This is a genomic window from Allobosea sp. TBD101, from assembly GCF_059817965.1.
Genome location: NZ_CM187543.1, coordinates 3,326,256 through 3,345,793, shown reverse-complemented (window position 1 = coordinate 3,345,793; position 19,538 = coordinate 3,326,256). Strand labels below are relative to the sequence as shown.

General features: G+C 67.9%; 11 protein-coding genes and 1 pseudogene. 11 read left to right on the top strand and 1 reads right to left on the bottom strand.

What is annotated here, in order from left to right:
• Window positions 1-541: 541 nt before the first annotated feature.
• The 5 genes and pseudogenes from AC6RIC_RS16305 (at window position 542) to AC6RIC_RS16285 (ending at window position 12,542) form a co-directional block, all read left to right on the top strand.
• Window positions 542-2,056, top strand: coding sequence for a CHASE2 domain-containing protein (locus AC6RIC_RS16305; RefSeq protein ID WP_499733112.1), 1,515 nt, complete (start codon window positions 542-544; stop codon window positions 2,054-2,056).
• Entirely contained in the window at window positions 2,053-2,943 is an 891-nt protein-coding gene (locus AC6RIC_RS16300; RefSeq protein ID WP_499733111.1) for a hypothetical protein, read from the top strand. Before AC6RIC_RS16305 ends, AC6RIC_RS16300 begins: the two co-directional genes overlap by 4 nt.
• Window positions 2,940-6,773: pseudogene (locus AC6RIC_RS16295) on the top strand (CHAT domain-containing protein). The gene AC6RIC_RS16300 and the pseudogene AC6RIC_RS16295 overlap by 4 nt, the downstream one beginning before the upstream one ends.
• A gap of 110 nt (window positions 6,774-6,883) precedes the next feature.
• Complete coding sequence (locus AC6RIC_RS16290; RefSeq protein WP_499733110.1) at window positions 6,884-10,825, top strand: CHAT domain-containing protein; 3,942 nt, start codon at window positions 6,884-6,886, stop codon at window positions 10,823-10,825.
• Window positions 10,826-10,991: 166 nt separating this feature from the next.
• Window positions 10,992-12,542 (top strand): ABC transporter substrate-binding protein, encoded by a 1,551-nt coding sequence (locus tag AC6RIC_RS16285; protein WP_454657243.1) that lies wholly within the window; start codon window positions 10,992-10,994, stop codon window positions 12,540-12,542.
• A gap of 139 nt (window positions 12,543-12,681) precedes the next feature.
• Here AC6RIC_RS16285 and AC6RIC_RS16280 read toward each other — a convergent pair whose 3' ends face one another.
• Window positions 12,682-13,599 carry a LysR substrate-binding domain-containing protein gene (locus tag AC6RIC_RS16280; RefSeq protein ID WP_454657242.1) on the bottom strand — a complete coding sequence of 306 codons (918 nt, stop codon included), beginning with the start codon at window positions 13,597-13,599 and terminating at the stop codon, window positions 12,682-12,684.
• 92 nt (window positions 13,600-13,691) lie between these two features.
• Between AC6RIC_RS16280 and AC6RIC_RS16275 the strand changes: the two genes are divergently transcribed.
• From AC6RIC_RS16275 to AC6RIC_RS16250, 6 genes are read left to right on the top strand one after another with little or no spacing between them, the layout of a single operon-like run.
• Window positions 13,692-14,810, top strand: coding sequence for an NAD(P)/FAD-dependent oxidoreductase (locus AC6RIC_RS16275; protein ID WP_499733109.1), 1,119 nt, complete (start codon window positions 13,692-13,694; stop codon window positions 14,808-14,810).
• Window positions 14,791-15,087 (top strand): (2Fe-2S)-binding protein, encoded by a 297-nt coding sequence (locus AC6RIC_RS16270; RefSeq protein WP_499733108.1) that lies wholly within the window; start codon window positions 14,791-14,793, stop codon window positions 15,085-15,087. The genes AC6RIC_RS16275 and AC6RIC_RS16270 overlap by 20 nt, the downstream gene beginning before the upstream one ends.
• Window positions 15,084-16,502 (top strand): FAD/NAD(P)-dependent oxidoreductase, encoded by a 1,419-nt coding sequence (locus AC6RIC_RS16265; RefSeq protein WP_499733107.1) that lies wholly within the window; start codon window positions 15,084-15,086, stop codon window positions 16,500-16,502. The genes AC6RIC_RS16270 and AC6RIC_RS16265 overlap by 4 nt, the downstream gene beginning before the upstream one ends.
• Entirely contained in the window at window positions 16,499-17,629 is a 1,131-nt protein-coding gene (locus tag AC6RIC_RS16260; protein WP_499733106.1) for an NAD(P)/FAD-dependent oxidoreductase, read from the top strand. Before AC6RIC_RS16265 ends, AC6RIC_RS16260 begins: the two co-directional genes overlap by 4 nt.
• Entirely contained in the window at window positions 17,626-18,570 is a 945-nt protein-coding gene (locus AC6RIC_RS16255; RefSeq protein ID WP_499733105.1) for an ABC transporter permease, read from the top strand. The genes AC6RIC_RS16260 and AC6RIC_RS16255 overlap by 4 nt, the downstream gene beginning before the upstream one ends.
• Window positions 18,567-19,436: an ABC transporter permease gene (locus tag AC6RIC_RS16250; protein ID WP_499733104.1), complete on the top strand. Its 870-nt coding sequence runs from the start codon at window positions 18,567-18,569 to the stop codon at window positions 19,434-19,436. Before AC6RIC_RS16255 ends, AC6RIC_RS16250 begins: the two co-directional genes overlap by 4 nt.
• Window positions 19,437-19,538 lie beyond the last annotated feature (102 nt).

Here is a 19,538-nt window from a genome sequence, read left to right as displayed (position 1 = left end):
CGGCCGCGGGCAGCCAGCGGCCGGAAGCATGCGGGATGTCGGCCGCTCCAAGGCGCTCGGTCTTTGGCTGGCGGGCCGATGCCTTTTGGGGGGCTTGCCATTGGAGTTTCGCTCCAGGCGCGAGAACGGCGCGTGCTTGGCCGTTGCGATGTCGTCGCGCGCAGCTCAATTTCACGCAGTTGCGTATTCCGGGCGCTGACGGGCCACGGCGATGCGCTGCATCTCCCGGTTTCTCGATTCGGCTTGAGAGAGAGGCTTCTTCGCCGCTGACGGTTTGCGATCAGTGAGAAAGGAAGATTATGTATCTGTCGTTTGCTGATTAGTTCTTTTCGGACTGAGTTTCATGGCGAAATGATACAAATCAAGATTGAAGTCATATTGAGTGTCGTAGATCATTCTCGGGGTCAGGTGAGATTGTGATTGATGTCCTCTTTGGATTCGATAGCTTGCAATCCTTGGGGTGGTGATGCGAGCGGTGCTCGCCTGAGGCTGGGGCAGGTTTGAAAGAGTGCGATCGTTTCTGAGAAGGGTCGTATTCAAGGTGTCCGATGCTGCGAAGCTGCCTCTGGCGGCTGTTGTGGCTGTTGTCGCCATCATCGTGGCGCTGTTCGTGGTGATGAAGATAGAAAGTCGCTCGGGCGTTTCGCTTGAAGCGCTTCTGGATCCTGACAATTTCGCGCGCATTCGGGCTTTCGCCGGGCATGAACCGCCTGGCCGGTTCGCTGTGACGGTCATCGATATCGACGATGCGACCTTCAGACATTGGGGGCAGCCCGTCGCCACGCCCCGGGGCGATCTCTTCAAGCTGATCGATGCGGCTTCCAGGCGGCAGGCGGCGCTTGTTCTCGTGGATGTCGATGTGACGTCGGCCGCGACGGCCCAAGACCTGGACAAGGTGACGGAGTATCTTGAGGCCTATGCCGGCCGCGGCGCGGAGGTTGCGCCGCTTCTGCTGATGCGAAGGCTCTGGTACCAAAGGGAGAACAAGGCTCTCCGGCGGCCGGCAAGCGTCGCGATCCCGACCTATGCCAACGCGGCCAGGGACGGCATGCAGGAAGCCCTCGCCGCGCTGGAGGCCGTGGTCGAGAAGGCGCCGAATCTCATCTGGTCCTCTCCGCTCCACGCCAAGGAAGCAGGTGGCGTGGTGCGCTCCTGGCGGACGGTCGAGGCGGTGTGCAATCCGCAAAATGCCAAGGGGGCGCGTGCTTTCCTCGCCGCTGCCGCGATCGCCGCGGATATCCTCGAGAAGCCGGACGGCAGGGCGGAGCGTCTTGTCGCGCTCAAGGGGGCAGCCAATGCCTATGCGCAGCGCTACTGTGCAGGCGGGCCGCGCTCGGCAGCGGTGTCCGGAGGCGCATCCGCTTTACCCTTCGCCGCGAGTGGCTCGCTGAGCATCCCTTTCACGTTCTGGCGGGATATTCGCGGGGCGCATGCGGCGGGTACGGCGAGCGATGCGTCGGGGCAGGCGGTGCCGGCCGTTCAGCTCCGCTCCGCGCTGGAAGTTCTGGACTCGGATGCCGGCTTGCCGGCCGGGGCGTCGGCGGATTTCTGCACAGGCGGGGCAATGACGGCGGCGGACGGGAAGCAGCGGTTATCCTGCGATCTGGCGCGGGGCCGGGCCGTGCTGATCGGCGCGACCCATGTCGATGCGCAGGACAGTCATGTGACTCCGCTCGGCGCGATGGCCGGTGTCGACATCCTCGCGAACACGCTGCTGGGGGTGCGGTGGATGGCACAGAGCGATCCGCCGCGCGGCCTGCCCGCGTCGGCCCTCTGGGGAGCTATCCTCTTCCTCGCCTGTGTTGCGGCCGGGCGGGCGTTTTCGGCCGAGGCCGCGACGGTCCTGATCGCAGTCGGCCTGCTGATCTTCGCGATTGCGTCCGGCTATGCGGGGCTGGATGCGGCGGCGGCGATCGCGGCGATCAAAACCTCGCTGCTGATGTACGGTTTCTACCTGCTGGCCAGTGCCATCCTGGCAAAGCTGCTGAAGATGCTTCGGGCGCGCCGGCTGGCACGGGCACGCGCACAATCCACAACCCAGGAGTTGCGTCCGTGACGCCCCGTCGGAAGGCTGCGATTGCATTCGTCGGAGCGCTCTTCTCCCTGCCGATGGAAGAGGCGTTGGGGCAGCAGACCCAGAAGCAGATCGTAGGCGTCGTCGAGCGGATCGAGCCATGGTCTCCGGGAGCCCAGCAGGCGATGCTGCAGCGCTCGGACACACCGGAAAGGCCGCTGGTGCTGGGCGAGTACATCCATGACGGCGACCGGATCCGGGCGCCGCATGCCAATACCACGATCGTCATTGCGCGGGAGCGAGGCCCCCTGACGATCTGTTCGAGAGGCGCCCGAAGCGAGGACTGCGTCGCCGTGATCGAGGGCAAGGGCAGCTATCTGCAGGCCGTGGCCCAGTTCGTCGGCTCGCTCGAAAAGATCGTCGGCTGGTATGGCGCGCCACAGACGGCGAATCTGGTGACGCGCTCGGGAAATCCGCCGCGCATTCGGCTGGGCGCGGGCAAGCCGCAGAAGATCGTCGCCGATGAAGCGCCGCTATGGCTCGGCTGGAGCGGGGGCGACGCGCCGTTCAAGGTTCGCATCGAGCAGGCGGGCGTTTCGGTGGAGACGCGCACCGAGAGGCGCGAAGCCACGCTCGCGCGCCATCGGCTGAAGCCGGGCAGCGCCGAGATCGTGATCGTCGACGAGCGCGGCCGCTCGGTGCGCTGGCCGGTTCAGGTCGTCGCCGCGATTCCGCCGCTTCCCGATCTGGCATCCGCGGCGCCGACGATGGCGCACCGCCAGTATCTCTCGGCCGGGTGGCTCGCCATGCAGGATGACGGCGCCTATCTCCTCGAGGCGGCATCCCGCCTCAACGCGATCGCGGCATCGTTCCCGGCCGCCGGAGCCTTGAAGGCCGGCCTCGCCGCAGGCGAGAAGCCCCGATCATGATCCGGCTGCTCGTCGCCCTGCTTTGCGCCGCGCTGGCCGGTTTCGCCGGGGAGGCGACGGCGCAGGGACAAAAGCAGCGCGACTTGCTGAACGACGCCTATGTCGTTCTCGATCAGGCCCATTCGGACGCCCGGCAACGCGCCGTGGATCCCTGGCGCTTCGTCCCGGGCGGGACTGCGGCGCAGGTCGAAGTGCTGCGCCTGGCGTCGGCGCGCGAGCTCGAACGCATCATCAATGACTACGAATATGGCCGCGGCTTCGGCAAGACCGACTGGCGCATCGGCGTGCTGCTCTCGGATCTGGGGGCGGCCTACGGCACGAAGGCAACCGAACGTCAGCACGCAGCCGTGCTGTCGGCCGCGGTGAGGACGCTCGCGCCTTATGTCGGGCAGGATGCGCGGCTGGACATGGTCTATGCGCAGGCGGTCCATCGCCTGGCCCGGCGGTTCGATCGCGACGGCTCCGATCGCGCGCAGGTCGCGCGGCACCTCGCCGATGGCTTGCAACTGCTGCGCCAGCGGCGTTCGGGCGCGGCGGAGGAGGCGCTGGTCGAGGCCTGGCGCTGGTCCTTCCCGCGCGCAAGCGAGTTGCCGGGGTTCGAGCGCGTCCTGGCGATGGTTGCCGATCAGCGGGCCGGCGCCCGCTGCCCGGAGCTGACCGCCCGGGCCGGCCAGATCGATATCCGCTTCAAGGCAGGGCGCGCCGACGAGGCGCGCAAGGCGGCGGCCGATCTCGTCGATGCGACCGTCGCAAGCGGGAACCGGGGCTGCGACATCACGATGGGATATGATCGCCTCGTGCCCATCCTGGCGTCGGCGGGCCGCAACGCCAAGGTGGCGGAGCTTCTGGAAGCGCAGCTGCGCTCTCAGGCGCGGCAGAATCCGAAGGAATGGTCCCGCGCAGTCTACACCGGCGTGCCCTGGACGATCGCCATCATCGCGGAGCACGGCTCGGTCGAGCAATTGAGGCGTACGATGGAGCTAGCCGTTCCCTTCTCCTTTGGAGGGTTCGAGCCCGGTATGCATCCGGCTGCGATGGCGAGGATGGTGGCGGATTCTCTGGCCGGCAGCGGCAGCTATGCCGAAGCCGAGCTGATGTACGACAAGGCGCGCGAGCTGAGGCCGGCTCCGGCGTCCGGGCAAACCGGCGGTTGGGGCGCGGCCGAGGATGCCATCGCCGCGGCGCTTTTCCATGAGGAGTACGGGCGCCGCAGCCTGGCGACGGATTATGCCCGCATCGCGCTCGGAGGCTTCCCGGCCCATGCGTTGAAGCCGGGCGATGTCGCCAGGGCGCGGCTGATCCTGGCGCGCAATGCCCGCGACGAGGGTGATGTCATGCGCGCGGTCGATCTCGTGGCCCAGGCCGCCCGCGATGTCGCGCCATTGGCGGATGTCGCCCTGCTCCAGGAGGTTTTCAGCTTCGCGCAGAAACTGCCGCCGGCGGTCGATTCAGTCCTGCGCGATGATTTCATCGCTCATGCCGGGTCGATGCTGACCCGCTACGGGCATGACCGCTCGACCCCGAAAGTGATCCGCGGGGAGCATGTTCCGAGCATGGTCTTCGCGCTGGATGTCGCGGTTCGCTATCATGAGAAGCCGCTTTTCGAACGCGCCAAGGCGGTCTCGGCATCCACGTTCCAGTATCAGGCCGAGAATCGCTATCCGAAGCTGCGGCTTGCGGGCGACGTGGCGGCGGTCTGGTTTGCCCAATATGACGAGATCGCCCCGGGCGGCGGCACGAAGAAGCGGGTCAATCTGGCGGAATCGCCGGCTTCGCTCATCCTCGATCGCGATTACGGCGCCATCAATCGGCGCGCGAAGACCGATGCGGATGATCATTCCTGTGCTTTCGGCCGCATCGCCGTCATGAAGCTGGTTGGGCGCGAGCGCGCGGCCGGCCGGGCGCCTTCTGTCTCCGACATCGACAAGGCGGTGGACGACAATCTCTGCGCCGGAAATTTCCCCGGCTCGGTCGAGTCCCAGCTCGTCGAATTCATGAACGAGGGCCTGCTCTGGCTCGCTGCGGGAGAGCCGCAGGTGGCCTTGCGCTATCTCCAGACCGCAGTGCCGCAGCTTGTCGACGGCGACCAAGGGAAGCGTGACGCCGGCCTCATCGCCCGGGATCCGGAAGCAGCGCCGCGGCTGGCATCCTTGGCCAGGGCGCGTTTCGAGGTCGGCGACCTTGCGGGCGCCAGCGCAGCGGCGGATCGTGTGCTGGCCCTGATCACGCAGCGGCTCGGCGCCAGCGGCGCCGGTGCGGATCGCCAGCGGGAGGCGAACAGGTTTCGCGAACCGCTCGACCTGCAGGTCGCGATCGCGGCGGAAACGATGAAGCGCAGCCTCGCCGGCAAGGATGGCGACGAGGCGGCCGGCCGGGCCTTGACGGCGATGCAGCTTTCGCGGGCGACGGCGACGGCCGATGCGACGGCGCGCCTTGGTGCCAGGCTCGCCGCATCCGAGCCGGCGGTTGCCGGGTTGCTGCGCGAGCGTCAGGACCTTGCCGATCTCATCGAGCGCGAGGGCGGGCGCATCGAGAGCGCGGACACCGACGAGGCCAAGCTGGCTGCGTCGCGACGGCTGGCCGAGGCGCGCCGCAAGCTGGAGGAGACGGCGAGGCAACTGACCCGGAAGGCGCCGCGCCTCGTCGAGGCCGAAGCCTTCGCGCCCGTGACCCTGAAGGAGCTGCGTGCCGCGCTCGGCCCGGAGGAGGCATTGCTGAGCAGCCACAGCACGGCAGGCTCGGTCTATCTGCTTCTGGTTACGCCCTCCGCGACGAAGCTGATCAAGGCCGATATCGGCCGTGAGGCTCTCGCGGATCTGGTCGCGGGTCTCCGGCTCGGGCTCGACATCGCCGACGGCAAGCTGGAGCGCTTTCGCGACGATGCCGCGATCCTTCTGCGTCAGACGCTGATCCTGCCCTTTGCCGCCGAGCTGGCCGGGAAAACCCATCTCACGCTCGTCGTCGACGGCCCGCTGGAGAGCCTGCCCTTCGCCGTCCTGGCCGAGCCGCCGGCGACGCCCGGTGCCCGCCCGCGCTATTTCATCGAACAGCTCTCCCTGGCGAACCTACCGAATATCCGCTCGCTCGTGACGCTCCGTGCGCTGAATCCCGCCTCGCGGGGTGCGGAACCGTTTCTTGGCATCGGCGATCCGGTACTCGGCCCCGCCGACGGGAAGACACGGGGGAACATGACCCGGATCGCAACGTGATCGGCGAGCGAGCGGCTGAGCCAGCTCAGACAACTGGCCTCGCTGCCGGACACCGCCACAGAATTGCGGGCGCTGGCGGGGGTGCTCAAGGGCAGCGCGGATGCGGTCTGGCTCGGACCGCGGGCGACCGAGGCGCGGGTGAAGACCCAGATGCTCTCGCAATACCGCATCGTGACCTTCGCGACGCATGCGCTCGTTGCGGGCGAGCTCGACGGTATCTCCGAGCCCGGTATCGTCCTGACGCCGCCGGCGCAGGCCATGCCGCAGGAGGACGGGCTGCTATCCGCCAGCGAGATCGCGGCGCTCTCGCTGAATGCCGATCTCGTCGTGCTCTCCGCCTGCAACACGGCCTCGCCGAACGGACGGCCGGGCGCGGACGGCCTGTCCGGGCTGGCGCGCGCCTTCATCGCCGCCGGTGCACGAGGACTGGTCGTATCGCATTGGCGGGTCGCCTCGGCGGCGACGGCGAGCCTGATCGAACGGTTCGGCGTCGGCCTGGCGGCTGGCACGCCGCCGGCCCAGGCCTTGCGGACGGCGATGCTGGGCGAGCTGGTCAAGGGCGGGGACAGCGCGCATCCGGCGCTGTGGGCTCCATTCTTCGTCGTGGGTGCGGGCGGATGAGCGCGATCGGCCACCGCAGCTTTTTGCCTGATGCCGATGCGGTCTCGCGGCCGGGACGGCGCGACATGGAATTGTAGACAAGACGCCATTTTTCGCAGTGGGGGGACACAATGCGCAGATTGCTCGTTGCCGGCCTGCTTCTGATCTGGGGCGTGCTGCCCGCCGCGGCACGTTCGTCGGCCTGCGACGCGATCGGAGCCTTCGAGCCACGCCGGACGCTTTTCGTGAACAGCGATCACCGCGCGGCCATCGCGTTGCTCGCAGGAGAGCGGAAGCCTGATTTCAACGCTCGCCTTCAGGCCAGCGCCAATGCGCTGGACCGGGCGATCGTCCAGCTCGGCGCGCGCGAAGGCGCCGGCAGCTTCAATGTCGGGTTGCTGCGCTTCGATCTCGGCCGAATGCTCCATTCAGGCGCGAAGATCGACGGCAAGGCGTTCCAGAAGGAGCATAGCGCGGGCATCGAGGCGATGACGAGGAGTGCCGGCTCCAGAGAGCAGGTCGAGGCTCTTGCCGAGGCGATGTCTGATCTTGCCGGCGGGCGTTGGGGATCGCCGGAAACGGGTCTGGTGCCGCGTCTCTATTCCAGCGTCGCCGTGATTTTCGAGCGCCATTTCGGCAGCGATCTGCGCCAGGTTCCCCTGATGCGCACGCTGGCATCGGCCGTGCCCGAGGAAAGCCCGTTGCGGGAAGGCGTGATCCGATCGCAGATCGCGCTGGCCCAGCGGTTGAATTCGGCGCGGTTCCGCATCGAGGCCAGCATGGACCTGATCGTGTTCGTGCTGGCCAGGAAGCGGATCGATGCGGAGCTGCGCCAATCCGTCGAGCGCCTGCTGCCCGAGTATCGCACGAGGCTGGAGATCGACGTCGCGCAGGCGCTGGCCTTCGATCCGGGACCGGATGGGGGCGGCTTCGATTGCCTGATGCTGTCGCAGGCCAAACCGTTCTTCGAGGCGATGCGAGCGCTCGGCATGAAAGCCGAGATCGCATCGATGCTGCCGCTGGTGATTGCGCGCCGGGGCCTCGAGGTCGAGACGGGGACCGATACGCTCGGCTTCTTCGGCAATCTCGACACGCTCATGAACGGTCGCCTGGTCGATCGGGAGGCTTATCGGCGCGGGATGGAGGTGCTCGGCAGATCCGCGGGGCTCTGCAAGGAGGGACAGAGTGCCTATGACGCCTGCGCCGCCATCGTCAGTGCCGATGCTGCGCGATCGCTCAACGTGCCGGAGGTTGCGCGAGAACTCTACGGAGACGCTGCCCGCTTCCTTGGTGCCGACGGCCGCGACAAGGAGAGCCTGTACAGGGCTCTCCTCGGCCAGGGCGCGCTCGAATTGCAGAGTGGAGTGGTCTCGCGGGCGACAGATCTGCTCGAGCGTGCGGCCAAGGCGAACCAGAACATTCGAACGCGCGTGGACAATTCCGCCGAAGCCGAGCGCCACCCGATGAGGTTGTTCGAGCTGCGAGCCCTGGCCGCGAACGCTGAGGGCGACCAGCTCAAGACGATCGGTATCGTCGAGGAGATGAATCGGGCCGCGGAAACGTTCAAGCGGGACATCGACCGGAAGATGGGCAGCTCGGCAGCCTCCGCTCCCGGAGACCAGCAGCCCGAGGTCGAACTCTCCTTCATCGATGAAGCCCTGCTCAAGCTGCAGATATCGCATCTGCGCCGGCGCTTCTGTTCCGATTGCGGAGAGGATTTCACGCGAAAGGCCGAAGAGCGGATTCTTCAGGTTCTGGGCGGTCGAAGCTCTCTCGCGGCCAAGGCCAAGGCCTATATCGCCACGAACCTGTTCCGCGTGAATCGTCTGACCGATGCGCAGCGGAAGGAGGCCGCCCAGAGGCTGGTCGGGGATTATCTGGAGGAGAAGAAAGTGAAGGGCGCGGCCGTGCAGATGTACGGGCCAGCCTTCCTGGAATATCTGCAGAAAGTCCCCACGCTCAAGGGCAACAGCGCATCCATCGCCACCGTGATCGCGCTCTACGAAGCGGGACCGGGCGGTTCAGCCTACGCGCCGGAGCCGAATCTGTTCTTCCAGGCGCTTACCGAGCGCGATCCGGTCAAGAAGCGGGCGCTGATCAAGGATCATATTTCGACGCCGCTGGATTCGGGACGTGATTTCGGAGCCGATCAGGACGCCTTCGAAGCCATCGACGACTTCGCCCGCCATCTGCATACGGCCGGGTATTCGATCGCGGCCAGGATGGTGCTGGAGGATTTCGTCCGGCTGTCGCGGCCGGAGAACGAGCCGCGTGCCGACGATGTGCAGTTCGTCAGCGACTATCAGCGCGGTCTCGCCGGGTTGCTCGTCCCCGTCCATGCCCGCCTCGCGCAATTCGCCTACGAGAAGCGGGAATGGGCGGAGGTGCGCTTCCACCTCGCGCGCGTCAGGGCGATCGCCATGGCGCGGCTGTCGCGGGAATGGACGGCGGCGAGCGAGCAGGCCTCTGTTCTGTTTCGCGACTTCAAGCCGGCGCTGCGGCTCTCCGCCCAGCTCGCGACGCGGGTTGCGGCCAATCCGGCGGCAGGCAAGGACGCGGTCGGCTTCGCCGACGCCGCATTCGTCGATCTGCAGCGCGCCATGATGAGCGATACGGCGCTGTCATTCCTGGCCTCGCAGCGGCGCCGGGTCACCGCCGACGTGACCGTCGCGGACGCGATACGTCGTCGCAGTGAAGCGGAGGCCGGGCTGCAGGAAATCAAATCCTTCGGAGAGGGAGGGCGGGCGCTCGACGCTGCCAGGATCGACGCCCTGCAGCGCCGGTTCGAGCAGGCGAGGGAGGTTGCCGCCGGCGCGATCACGCGATTGCTCCCGGTGCCGGAGGAGCTGACCTCGATCGAGTCGATCTCGGTGCCGGCCGCGCAAGCCAAGCTTGCGGCCGGGGCGGGGCTTCTGGTGCTCCACGCGGGCAGCGACGGCGTCTACGGGATGCTCGTCCCCAGAAGCGGCGCCCCCAGAGCGTGGTTCTCGTCGGTCGTGGCGAAGGATCTCGAAGCGCGCATCGCCAGCGTCCGCGCCGGCCTCGACGTTTCGGACGGCACGCTGCCGCGCTTTCCCTTCGGCGATGCCCATGCCTTGTTCGAACTGCTGCTGGGGCCGGTGCGCAGCGAGGTCGGCTCGCTTTCGCGGCTGATCGTGGTAGCGGATGGACCCTTGCAGGCGCTTCCGCTGGGCGTTCTTCCGCTCAGCGTACCGGCAACGGAGCCCGCGTCGCCTGCGGATTACCGCTCGGTCAAGGCGGAGTGGCTCGCGCTCGGCCCGTCGATCCTGTACCTGCCCGGCATCCGCTCGCTGGAGACGCGAGGCCGCGGACAATTGGCCAGCAAGGCGCCGCAGCGCTTCTTCGGGATCGGCGATCCGCAGCTCGCCGGCAGCCCGGGCTCGATCCGGTCCGTCGACGTATCAGCGGCGCTGTCGCGGCGCTCGCTCGCCGATCCCGACGCGCTGCGCCGCCTGCCGGCGCTTCCCGAGACGGCGCAGGAGATCAAGGCGCTGTCGACCGCTTTCGGCGCACGGCCTCAGGATATCCTGCTCGGAGGGCAAGCCACGGAAGCCGCGTTGCGTCAGCAGCCGCTCGATGCGTATCGGATCATCGCTTTCGCCACGCACGGGCTGGTCACGGGCGATCTCGACGGGCTTGCCGAGCCCGGCCTCGTCCTGACGCCTCCGGCGAAAAGCAGTGCGGAGGATGATGGCATCCTGACGATGAGCGAAATCGCGCAGATGCGCCTTGATGCGGAGCTCGTCATCCTATCCGCCTGCAACACGGCCTCGTCGGATGGTCGCGCGGGAGCGACGGGCCTGTCGGGCCTTGCCCGAGCATTTCTCGCCAGTGGCGCCAGGAGCCTGATCGTCACGCATTGGGCCATTCCCTCCGGCCCGACGGTCGCATTGATGACGAAGTCGGCGCGCGACATGGCGGCCGCGCCGCAGCGCGGCTGGGACTATGCTCTGCGCTCGGCGGTCCGCGAGCTGATCGCGGTGGAGGGGCCGGCCGAATACGCCCACCCGGCGAACTGGGGAGCGTTCGTGGTCTTCGGCATGCAGAGCTAGAAGGGACGGCTGCGCGGCTGCCGTCGCAGCCTGTGAGGATGGACTGGCTGCCCCTGATCGCGGGAAGGGGCATAACCATCCGGAATACACCCTGCCTGATTTCGACTTGGACAGCTTGGGATCGCTCCGCCCACACTGTCTCAAAGAACTGAAATCGAGGGGGTGCATGATGAAGAATTCCGTTATCGGGCTTGCTGGTCTGATGCTCGCCGCCTGCCTGCCTGCCGCGGGGCAGGCCCAGGAGACCGTGCTGCGCGTCGCCGCCGACGGCGACGTCTCGACGCTCGATGCGCATCGTGCCAGCGCCACCAGCGACAAGAGCGTGGTCGGCTGGATCTATAACGGGCTCGTCCGCTTCAAGCCGGGTAGCGCTGATCCCAAGGATATCGAGCCGGATCTGGCCGAGCGCTGGGAGCAGTCGCCGGATGGCAAGCTCTGGACCTTCCACTTGCGCAAGGACGTCAGGTTCCAGGGCGACTGGGGCACGCTTTCGGCCGATGACGTCGTCTATTCGCTCCAGCGCTCGGCCGATCCCAAGCGCTCGACCTTTTCCTCGGATTTCGCGGCGGTCGACAAGGTCGAGAAGCTCGACGACCTGACCGTGCGTGTCACCTTGAAGTACCCGGACGTCAATTTCCTCGGGCGGGTGACGAATTATCACGGCGGCAACATCGTCAGCCGCAAGGCCGCGGAGCAGCTCGGCGACAAGTTCGGCGGCCGCCCCGTCGGCACCGGCCCCTTCGCATTCGTCGAGCAGGTGACCCAGCAATACGTCAAGCTCGCCGCCAACCCGACCTATTTCCGCGGCAAGCCGAAGATCGACACGATCATGGTGCGCAACATCCCTTCGGACAGCGCCCGCGAGCTCGCCTTCACCTCGGGCGAGGTCGACCTGATGTATGCCAAGCGTGAGCAGCGCTGGGTCGATTCCGCCCGCAAGCGCCCCGGCTTCAATGTCGAGATTTTCCGGCCGGGCGAGTACCGGCTGCTCCACATCAACCAGAGCGTGCCGCCGCTCGACGACATCCGCGTGCGCCGCGCCATCGCCGCCGCGGTCAATACCGACGACCTCGTGCGCTATGTCGGCAAGGATGTCGGGCCGAAGGGCTGCTCGGTGGTGCCGCCCGGCTATCTCGGCGAGGATTGCTCCGTCCGCTATGCCTTCGACCTCGCCAAGGCCAAGGCCCTGCTGGCCGAGGCCGGCCACAAGGACGGTATCACGGTCAAGGCCATCGTCTCCAACATCTCGGCGCAGCAGCCGATCATGGAGATCATCCAGGCGCAGCTCGCCAAGGCGGGGATCAAGCTCGACATGCAGGTCGTCGACCACGCGACCTATCAGAGCCAGACGCGCAAGGACCTGAGCGGCGTGGTGTTCTACGGCGCGGCGCGCTTTCCGATCGCGGACACCTATCTCAGCGAGTTCTTCCACTCGCGCGCCACGGTGAATACGCCGACAGCGGCGACCAATTTCTCGCATTGCAAGGTTGGCGACAAGGAGATCGAGCAGGCGCGCACGGCCTCCGACGCCGAGGCGCAGAAGGCTTTGTGGAAGGAAGCCCAGCGCAAGATCATGGAGGATGTCTGCGCGATCCCGCTGTTCGAGCTGCGGCAGGTCTGGGCGCGCAGCGACCGGCTCGATTTCGGCTACGAGCTGAAAGGTTCGATGAACCTGGCTCCGGCGATTACCGAAGCCACGACGCTGAAGGCGCGCTGAAGCGGGCGCGAGATGTGAAACGGCGGGGACCGCGTGTCGGATTTGGCCATGTCGCGGCCTTCCGCCGGCCCCCCCTTGACGGTGCAGCTGCGCGCGGGCGACCACGCGCGGCTGCTGCGGATTCTCGCGAATGTCCGGCTCAGTCCGGCATCAGGATCGTCCGCGATATCTCCGCGGCCGCGTGCCGGGCGCCTTCGAGGAAGGCGCCGACCAGCCGGGCGTTGCGGCTCTCGCGGATGTGACACAGCTGGAAGTCGAGTTTGACGGCGGGCTCGAAGCGTCGGATCGCCACCCTGCCGCGTAGGCCCCCGACGGCCGATGGATGAACCAGCGATATGCCGACGCCGGCAGCGACGAACTCGCACAAGGTCGGCGAAACCCCCACCACCATGACGACATTGGGCGCGACGCCATGCGCGTCGAAAACCTGCCCGATGCGCCGGTTCGTGAAGCTCTCCGGATCGAATGAGACGAAGTCGACCCCGTCGATATCGGCCGGCTTGATCACGCTCTTCTCCGCCAGCGGGTGCGCGAGCGGCATGATGCAGACGAGCGGATGGGCCATCAGCGGCTCGGACGCGATGTAGGGATTGTCGATCGGCGCCACGGTGAAGCCGACATCGAGTTTCCGGGTGAGGAGCCCGTCCGCAATCCATTGCGAGCTGCGCGACTGAACCGAGCAGAAGACCTTCGGCTGACTGGCGAGAAAGCGGCAGGTCGCCTGCTGGATGAAAGCGCCTGAGAGGGCCGGCATCACACCGATCAATAGCCGGCTCTGCTCGTCGCGGCGGATGGCGTCGACGGCGTTCTCGACCTGGCGCACGCCGGCGAAGATCCGGTCGATCTCCTCGTAGAGCCGCATGCCGCGCCGCGTCGCCGCCAGGCGCCCCTTCACCCGGTCGAAGAGCTGCAGGCCCGTATCCGCTTCGAGATGCGCGATCAGCTTGCTCATCGCCGGCTGGGAGATGTTGATCATCTCGGCCGCGCGGCTCACCGTCCCGTATTCGATCACCGCCTTGAAGGCCTCGACCTGTCGCAGGTTGAGCCGTCTGACCATGCCATAACCCTGAAGAATAGGAGGGAGAGAAATACGACTTTGACGAAATACAACATGGCTTCCTAACGTCACGGCCGGCAAGGGAAATTCGCATGCGGCCGGACATCATCGTCATCGGAGGGGGAACGGTCGGGGCGGCTATCGCCTATGGCCTCGCGCGGCGGGCCGAGAAGGTCCTGCTGCTCGATGGCGAGGACGGCGACTTTCGGGCGGCGCGTGCCAATTTCGGGCTGGTCTGGCTGCAGGGCAAGGGCCTCGGCATGCCCGCTTATCAGGCGCTGACGCGCCACAGCATCGCCTTGTGGCGCGCTTTTTCCGACGGGCTCGAGGCTGAGACGGGAACCGACCTCTGCTACGAGCAGAACGGCGGCCTGGTCTTCTGCCTGGGGGAGGACGGCTTCGAGAAGCGGCGTCTCGAGATGATGCGCCTGCACAACCAGCGCGGCGCCGGCGAGCCGGACTGGGAGATGCTCGACCGGCAGGCGCTGGAGCGTCTCCTGCCGAAAGCGGGGTTGGGCCCCGACGTGTCGGGCGCGAGCTTCGGCCGCCATGACGGCCACACCAATCCGCTCCGGCTTCTGGCGGCCCTGCATGGCGGGCTGCTGCGCCTCGGCGGCGGCATCCGCCACCGTTCGCGGGTCGAGCGGATCGAGAAGGCCGGTGCCGATTTCAGGCTCGTCCTGGCTGGTGAGACGCTGAGCGCGCCCCGCATCGTCATCGCCGCAGGACTCGGCTCGGCGGAACTTGGTCGGCAGGTTGGGCTCGACGTGCCGGTGCATCCGGAACGCGGCCAGGTTCTCGTCACCGAAAGGCTCGCCCCCTTCCTGCCGCTGCCGGTGAGCGGCCTGCGCCAGACGACCGAGGGCACCGTGATGATCGGCGCGACCAAGGACAGGGTCGGCCTCGACGCCTCGACGACGACGGAGGCGGCGGCCGGGCTGAGCCGCAAGACGGTCAGGCTGATCCCCGCCCTCGCGCATGTCGGGCTCGTCCGGCAATGGGCCGGCCTGCGCATCATGACGCCCGACAGCTACCCGATCTATGCCCAGTCCGAGAGCCATCCCGGCGCCTTCGTCGCGCTTTGCCATTCCGGCGTGACGCTCGCGGCCTTCCACGCCGAGATTCTGGCCGGGGCGATCGCCGCCGGCTCGCTGCCCGAGAACTTTTCTCCCTTCCACCAGAGACGCTTCGATGTTCCGCAAGCTGCATGATCCGGGGCCGGCCACCGTGACGGTCCATATCGACGGGCGCCCGGTCAGGGCCGAAGCCGGTGAAAGCATCGCCGCGCTGCTGCTGCGCCAGCCCGAAGGCTGGAGCCGGACGACGCCGGTCTCCGAAAGCCGCCGCGCGCCCTACTGCATGATGGGCGTTTGCTTCGAATGCCTCGTCGAGGTCGATGGTCAAGGCTCCGTGCAGGGATGCCTGACACCGGTGCAAGACGGCATGTCCGTCACCCGGCAGCAAGGCCGCCGGAGCCTCTCGGCATGAGCAACGCACATCCCGACCTCAGCCATACCGATCTCCTGATCGTCGGCGCCGGACCTGCCGGAATGGCCGCCGCCGTGACGGCGCGCCAACATGGCCTTTCCGTGCGGGTCGTCGACGATCAGCCGGCGCCCGGCGGCCAGATCTGGCGGGCCGTCGAAACCGTCGCCGCGACGCCGCGCCTCGTCCGCCTGGGCGAGGCCTATCGGGCGGGTGTCGACCGGGCCGCCGCCTTCCGCGCCTGCGGCGCGCTCTACGAGCCGCAGGCGCAGCTCTGGCAGATCGAGCCGGGCTTTCGTGCCTTCCTGACCCGCGAGGGCAGGGCCCGCAGCGTCACGGCGGAGGCGATCATCCTCTCCACCGGCGCGCAGGAACGCCCCGTGCCGTTCCCGGGCTGGACGCTGCCCGGCGTGCTGACGGTCGGTGCCGCGCAGATCCTGCTGAAGACCGCCGATTCCGTGCCGGACAAGCCGGTCTGGATCGCCGGCTGCGGGCCGTTGCCGCTGCTCTACATGACGCAGCTCTTGGCGGCGGGCGGGCGGATCGCCGGCTTCCTCGACACCACGCCGCGCGGCCGTCTCGGCCCGGCCTTGCGCCATCTGCCGCAGGGGATCGCGCGGTTCGGCGACCTCCTGAAGGGACTGTCCTGGTCGCTCGCGCTGAAGCGGGCCGGATTCCCGATCATCCGCCACGTCGCGGAGTTGCGGGCCGAGGGCGACGGGCGCCTCGAAAGCCTGCGCTACCGCACGCAGGACGGCCGGGAGGCACAGGTCGCGGCCGAGGTGCTGCTCGTCCATGAAGGTGTCGTGCCGAATATCCACGCCCCGCTCGCGCTCGGCTGCGCGATGCAATGGAATGCCGGGCAGCATTGCCAGGTCCCGGTGCTTGACGCCTGGGGCGAGACCTCGCAGGCGAAGATCTTCGTCGCCGGCGACGGCGCCGGCATCGGCGGGGCCGAGGCTGCCGAACCGCGTGGACGGCTCGCAGCGCTGCGTGTCGCGAGCAAGCTCGGAAAGCTGGACGAGGGCGCCGCTGAAACCACGGCACGAACCGAACGGGCGACGCTTGCGCGTGCGCTTGCGCTACGCCCCTTCCTCGACGCGCTCTATGCGCCGCGCCCTCAGGTCTTCGCGCCGGCCGACGAGACGCTGGTCTGCCGCTGCGAGGAGGTGACCGCTGGGGAGCTGCGCAGCCGCGCGGCACAGGGGCGGCCCGGCCCGAACCAGCTCAAGGCCTTCACCCGCGCCGGCATGGGGCCGTGCCAGGGACGGCAATGCGGCTACACCATGGCTCATATCGTCGCCGCGGTTCAGGGCAGGCCGGTCGAGCAGGTCGGCTTCTACCGCATCAGGCCGCCGCTGAAACCGGTGACGCTGGGCGAGCTTGCCAGCCTCGACGAACGGGAGCCCGCCGCATGAACGCGGAAAGCTTCGACGTCGCGGTCGTCGGTGGCGGTCTCCACGGCCTTTCAGCCGCGCTGCATCTGGCCCGCGCCGGCCGGCGCGTCGTGGTGATCGAGCGGCGCTGGACCGGCCGGCACGCCTCGGGCGCGACGGCGGCCGGCGTGCGCACGCTCAACCGCGACCTCGCGGAGGTACCGATCTCGCTGGAGGCCATGGCGATGTGGCACCGGATCGAGGAGATCGTCGGCGACGATTGCGGGTTCCAGGCGCAGGGTCAGCTCAATGTCGCGGAGCGGGACGAGCACATGCCGGCCCTCGTGCAACGCGAAGCGAGGATGCGCGGCCTCGGCTATGCGCATGAGGAGCTGATCGACGCGAGGGAGCTGCGCCGCCTGGTGCCCGCGCTGAGCCCGCATTGCGTCGGTGCGCTGGTGGCGCGGCGCGACGGCGCCGCCGATCCGCACCGGACCATCCTGGCCTTTCGCCGCGCTTGCGAGGCGGAAGGCGTCGTCATCGCCGAGGCCTGCGGCGTCGAGACGGTCGACCGGCAAGGGGAGGACTGGCTGCTCGTTTGCGGCGCCCGTCGCTTTCGCGCGCCCGTCGTCGTCAATGCGGCCGGCGCCTGGGCGGGGCGGCTCGCGGCATTGTTCGGCGACGACATCGCGCTCGGCGTGCGCGCTTCCATGATGATCGTGACGGAGCGCCTCGCGCCGCTGCTCGACCCCGTCGTGAGCGTCGTCGGCCGGGCGCTCTCCTTCAAGCAGGCGAGCCAGGGCACGCTCGTGATCGGCGGCGGCCTGCAGGGCGCGGCCGATCTCGACCGGGAGCGCAGCACGGTCAATTTCCGCGAGCTCGCCAAGGGCGCGCGCGCCGCCAGCGACCTCTTCCCGGCCGTGCGCGGCGTGCGCATCGCCCGCTGCTGGACGGGAATCGAGGCGCAGACGCGCGACCGCCTGCCAGTGATCGGCGCCTCGCCCCGTGTCGCCGGGCTGGTCCATGCCTTCGGCTTCTCCGGCCACGGCTTCCAGCTCGTGCCGGTCGTCGGATCGATTCTCGCCGAGCTCGTCGTCGAGGGCCGCACGCGCCGCGAGATCGTGCCCTTCGCACCGCAACGCCTGATGCAGGAAAGGGTCGCCGCATGACGGGCTTCTTCGTCAGACGTCTTCTGCTCGCCATACCGACGCTGTTCGTGATGCTGACGGCGATCTTCGTGCTGGTCCGGCTCGTGCCGGGCGATGCCGCCACCGTCATTCTCGGCGACCAGGCGAGTGCCGCCTCGCTCGCGGCGCTGCGCGAGAAGCTCGGCCTCGACCAGCCGGTCTATGCCCAGTATCTCGCCTTCATCGGCAAGATCCTCACCGGCGATCTCGGCCAGTCGCTCAGCAGCGGCCGCAACGTCATCCATGAGGTGCTGCTCGTCCTGCCCTCGACCATCGAGCTGACGGTCGCCGCCATCGTGATCGGCCTCGCCTTCGGCCTGCCGCTCGGCGTCGCGGCGGCGCTCGCCCGCAACGGCTGGGTCGATTACGTCGCGCGCATCGTCTCGCTGGTCGGCCTGTCCTTCCCGGCCTTCGTCTCGGGCATCCTGATGCTGATCGTCTTCGCGATCCAGCTCGGCTGGTTCCCCGTGCTCGGCAATACCAGCGGCTCCGGCGATCTCGCGGAGAGACTGCGGGCGCTGGCGCTGCCGGCGCTCAACCTCGGCATCATCATGACCGCCTATGTGATGCGGGTGACCCGCGCGGCGATGCTCGGCGTGCTGACCGAGGACTATATCCGCACCGCCCGCGCCAAGGGCGTCAGCCCCGGCCAGCTCGTCGTGACGCATGCGCTGCGCAACAGCCTGATCCCGATCATCACGGTGGTCGGGCTCTATTTCGGCACGCTGATCGGCAATTCCGTGCTGACCGAGATCATCTTCAACCGTCCGGGCCTGGGCAAGCTGATCATCGGTGCATTGAACGCCCGCGACTACACGCTGCTGCAGGGGCTGATGATCATCTTCGCCATCTGCGTGATCGTCGTGAACACGCTGACGGACCTGGCCTATGGCCTCGTCGATCCGAGGGTGAAATACACATGAGCGCCGTCGCCACCACGACCGTCGATATCCGGCCGGGCGGCCTCTGGCTCGCCTTCAGCCAGAACAGGCTCGCCTGGATCGGTCTCGTCCTGCTCGCGTTCATCATCGGCGTCGCGGCGCTCGCGCCCTGGATCGCACCGCATGATCCCCTTGAGCAGAACATCGTCGCCCGGCTCGAGCCGCCTTCGGCCGAGTTCTGGCTCGGCACCGACTCCTACGGGCGCGACGTGCTCTCGCGCCTGATCTACGGCGCCCGCATCTCGCTCTTCGTCGGCTTCTTCGCGATCCTGATCGCGATGCTGGTCGGCACGGCGATCGGCGTCGCCGCCGGCTATATCGGCGGCCTCTTCGACCAGATCGTCATGGGCGTGCTCGACGTGATGCTCGCCTTTCCGACACTGCTGCTCGGCCTGATGATCGCCGCGATGCTCGGGGCGAGCCTTGAGAACCTGATCATCGCGATCGCGGTGACCGAGATCGCGCCCTTCGCCCGCGTCGCCCGCGCTCCGACGATCACGCTGCGCCAACGCGATTTCGTCGAGGCGAGCCGCTCCTATGGCTGCGGCCCGTTCCGGATCATGACGCGGCATATCCTGCCCAACATGCTCTCCGACGTCGTGGTGATGAGCTCGCTCTGGTTGGCCTCGGCCATCCGCACCGAGGCCTCGCTGAGCTTCATCGGGCTCGGCGTGCCGCCGCCGGCGGCGACCTGGGGCGGCATGATCCGCGAGGGCTTCGAGAACATCCTCGACGCCTGGTGGCTCGCCGTTTTCCCGAGCCTCGCGATCCTGCTGACGGTGTTCGCGCTCAACCTGCTCGGCGATGCACTGCGCGATGCCGCCGATCCGCGATCCCGCGCGCGATGACGGCGCGATAAAACAACGACCTGGAGTGCATCCGCGCTTGGAAGAATCGCGGATGCACTCCAGCGCTCAATCGTCGCTTGTTCCCTCGGCGTCCAGGATCTG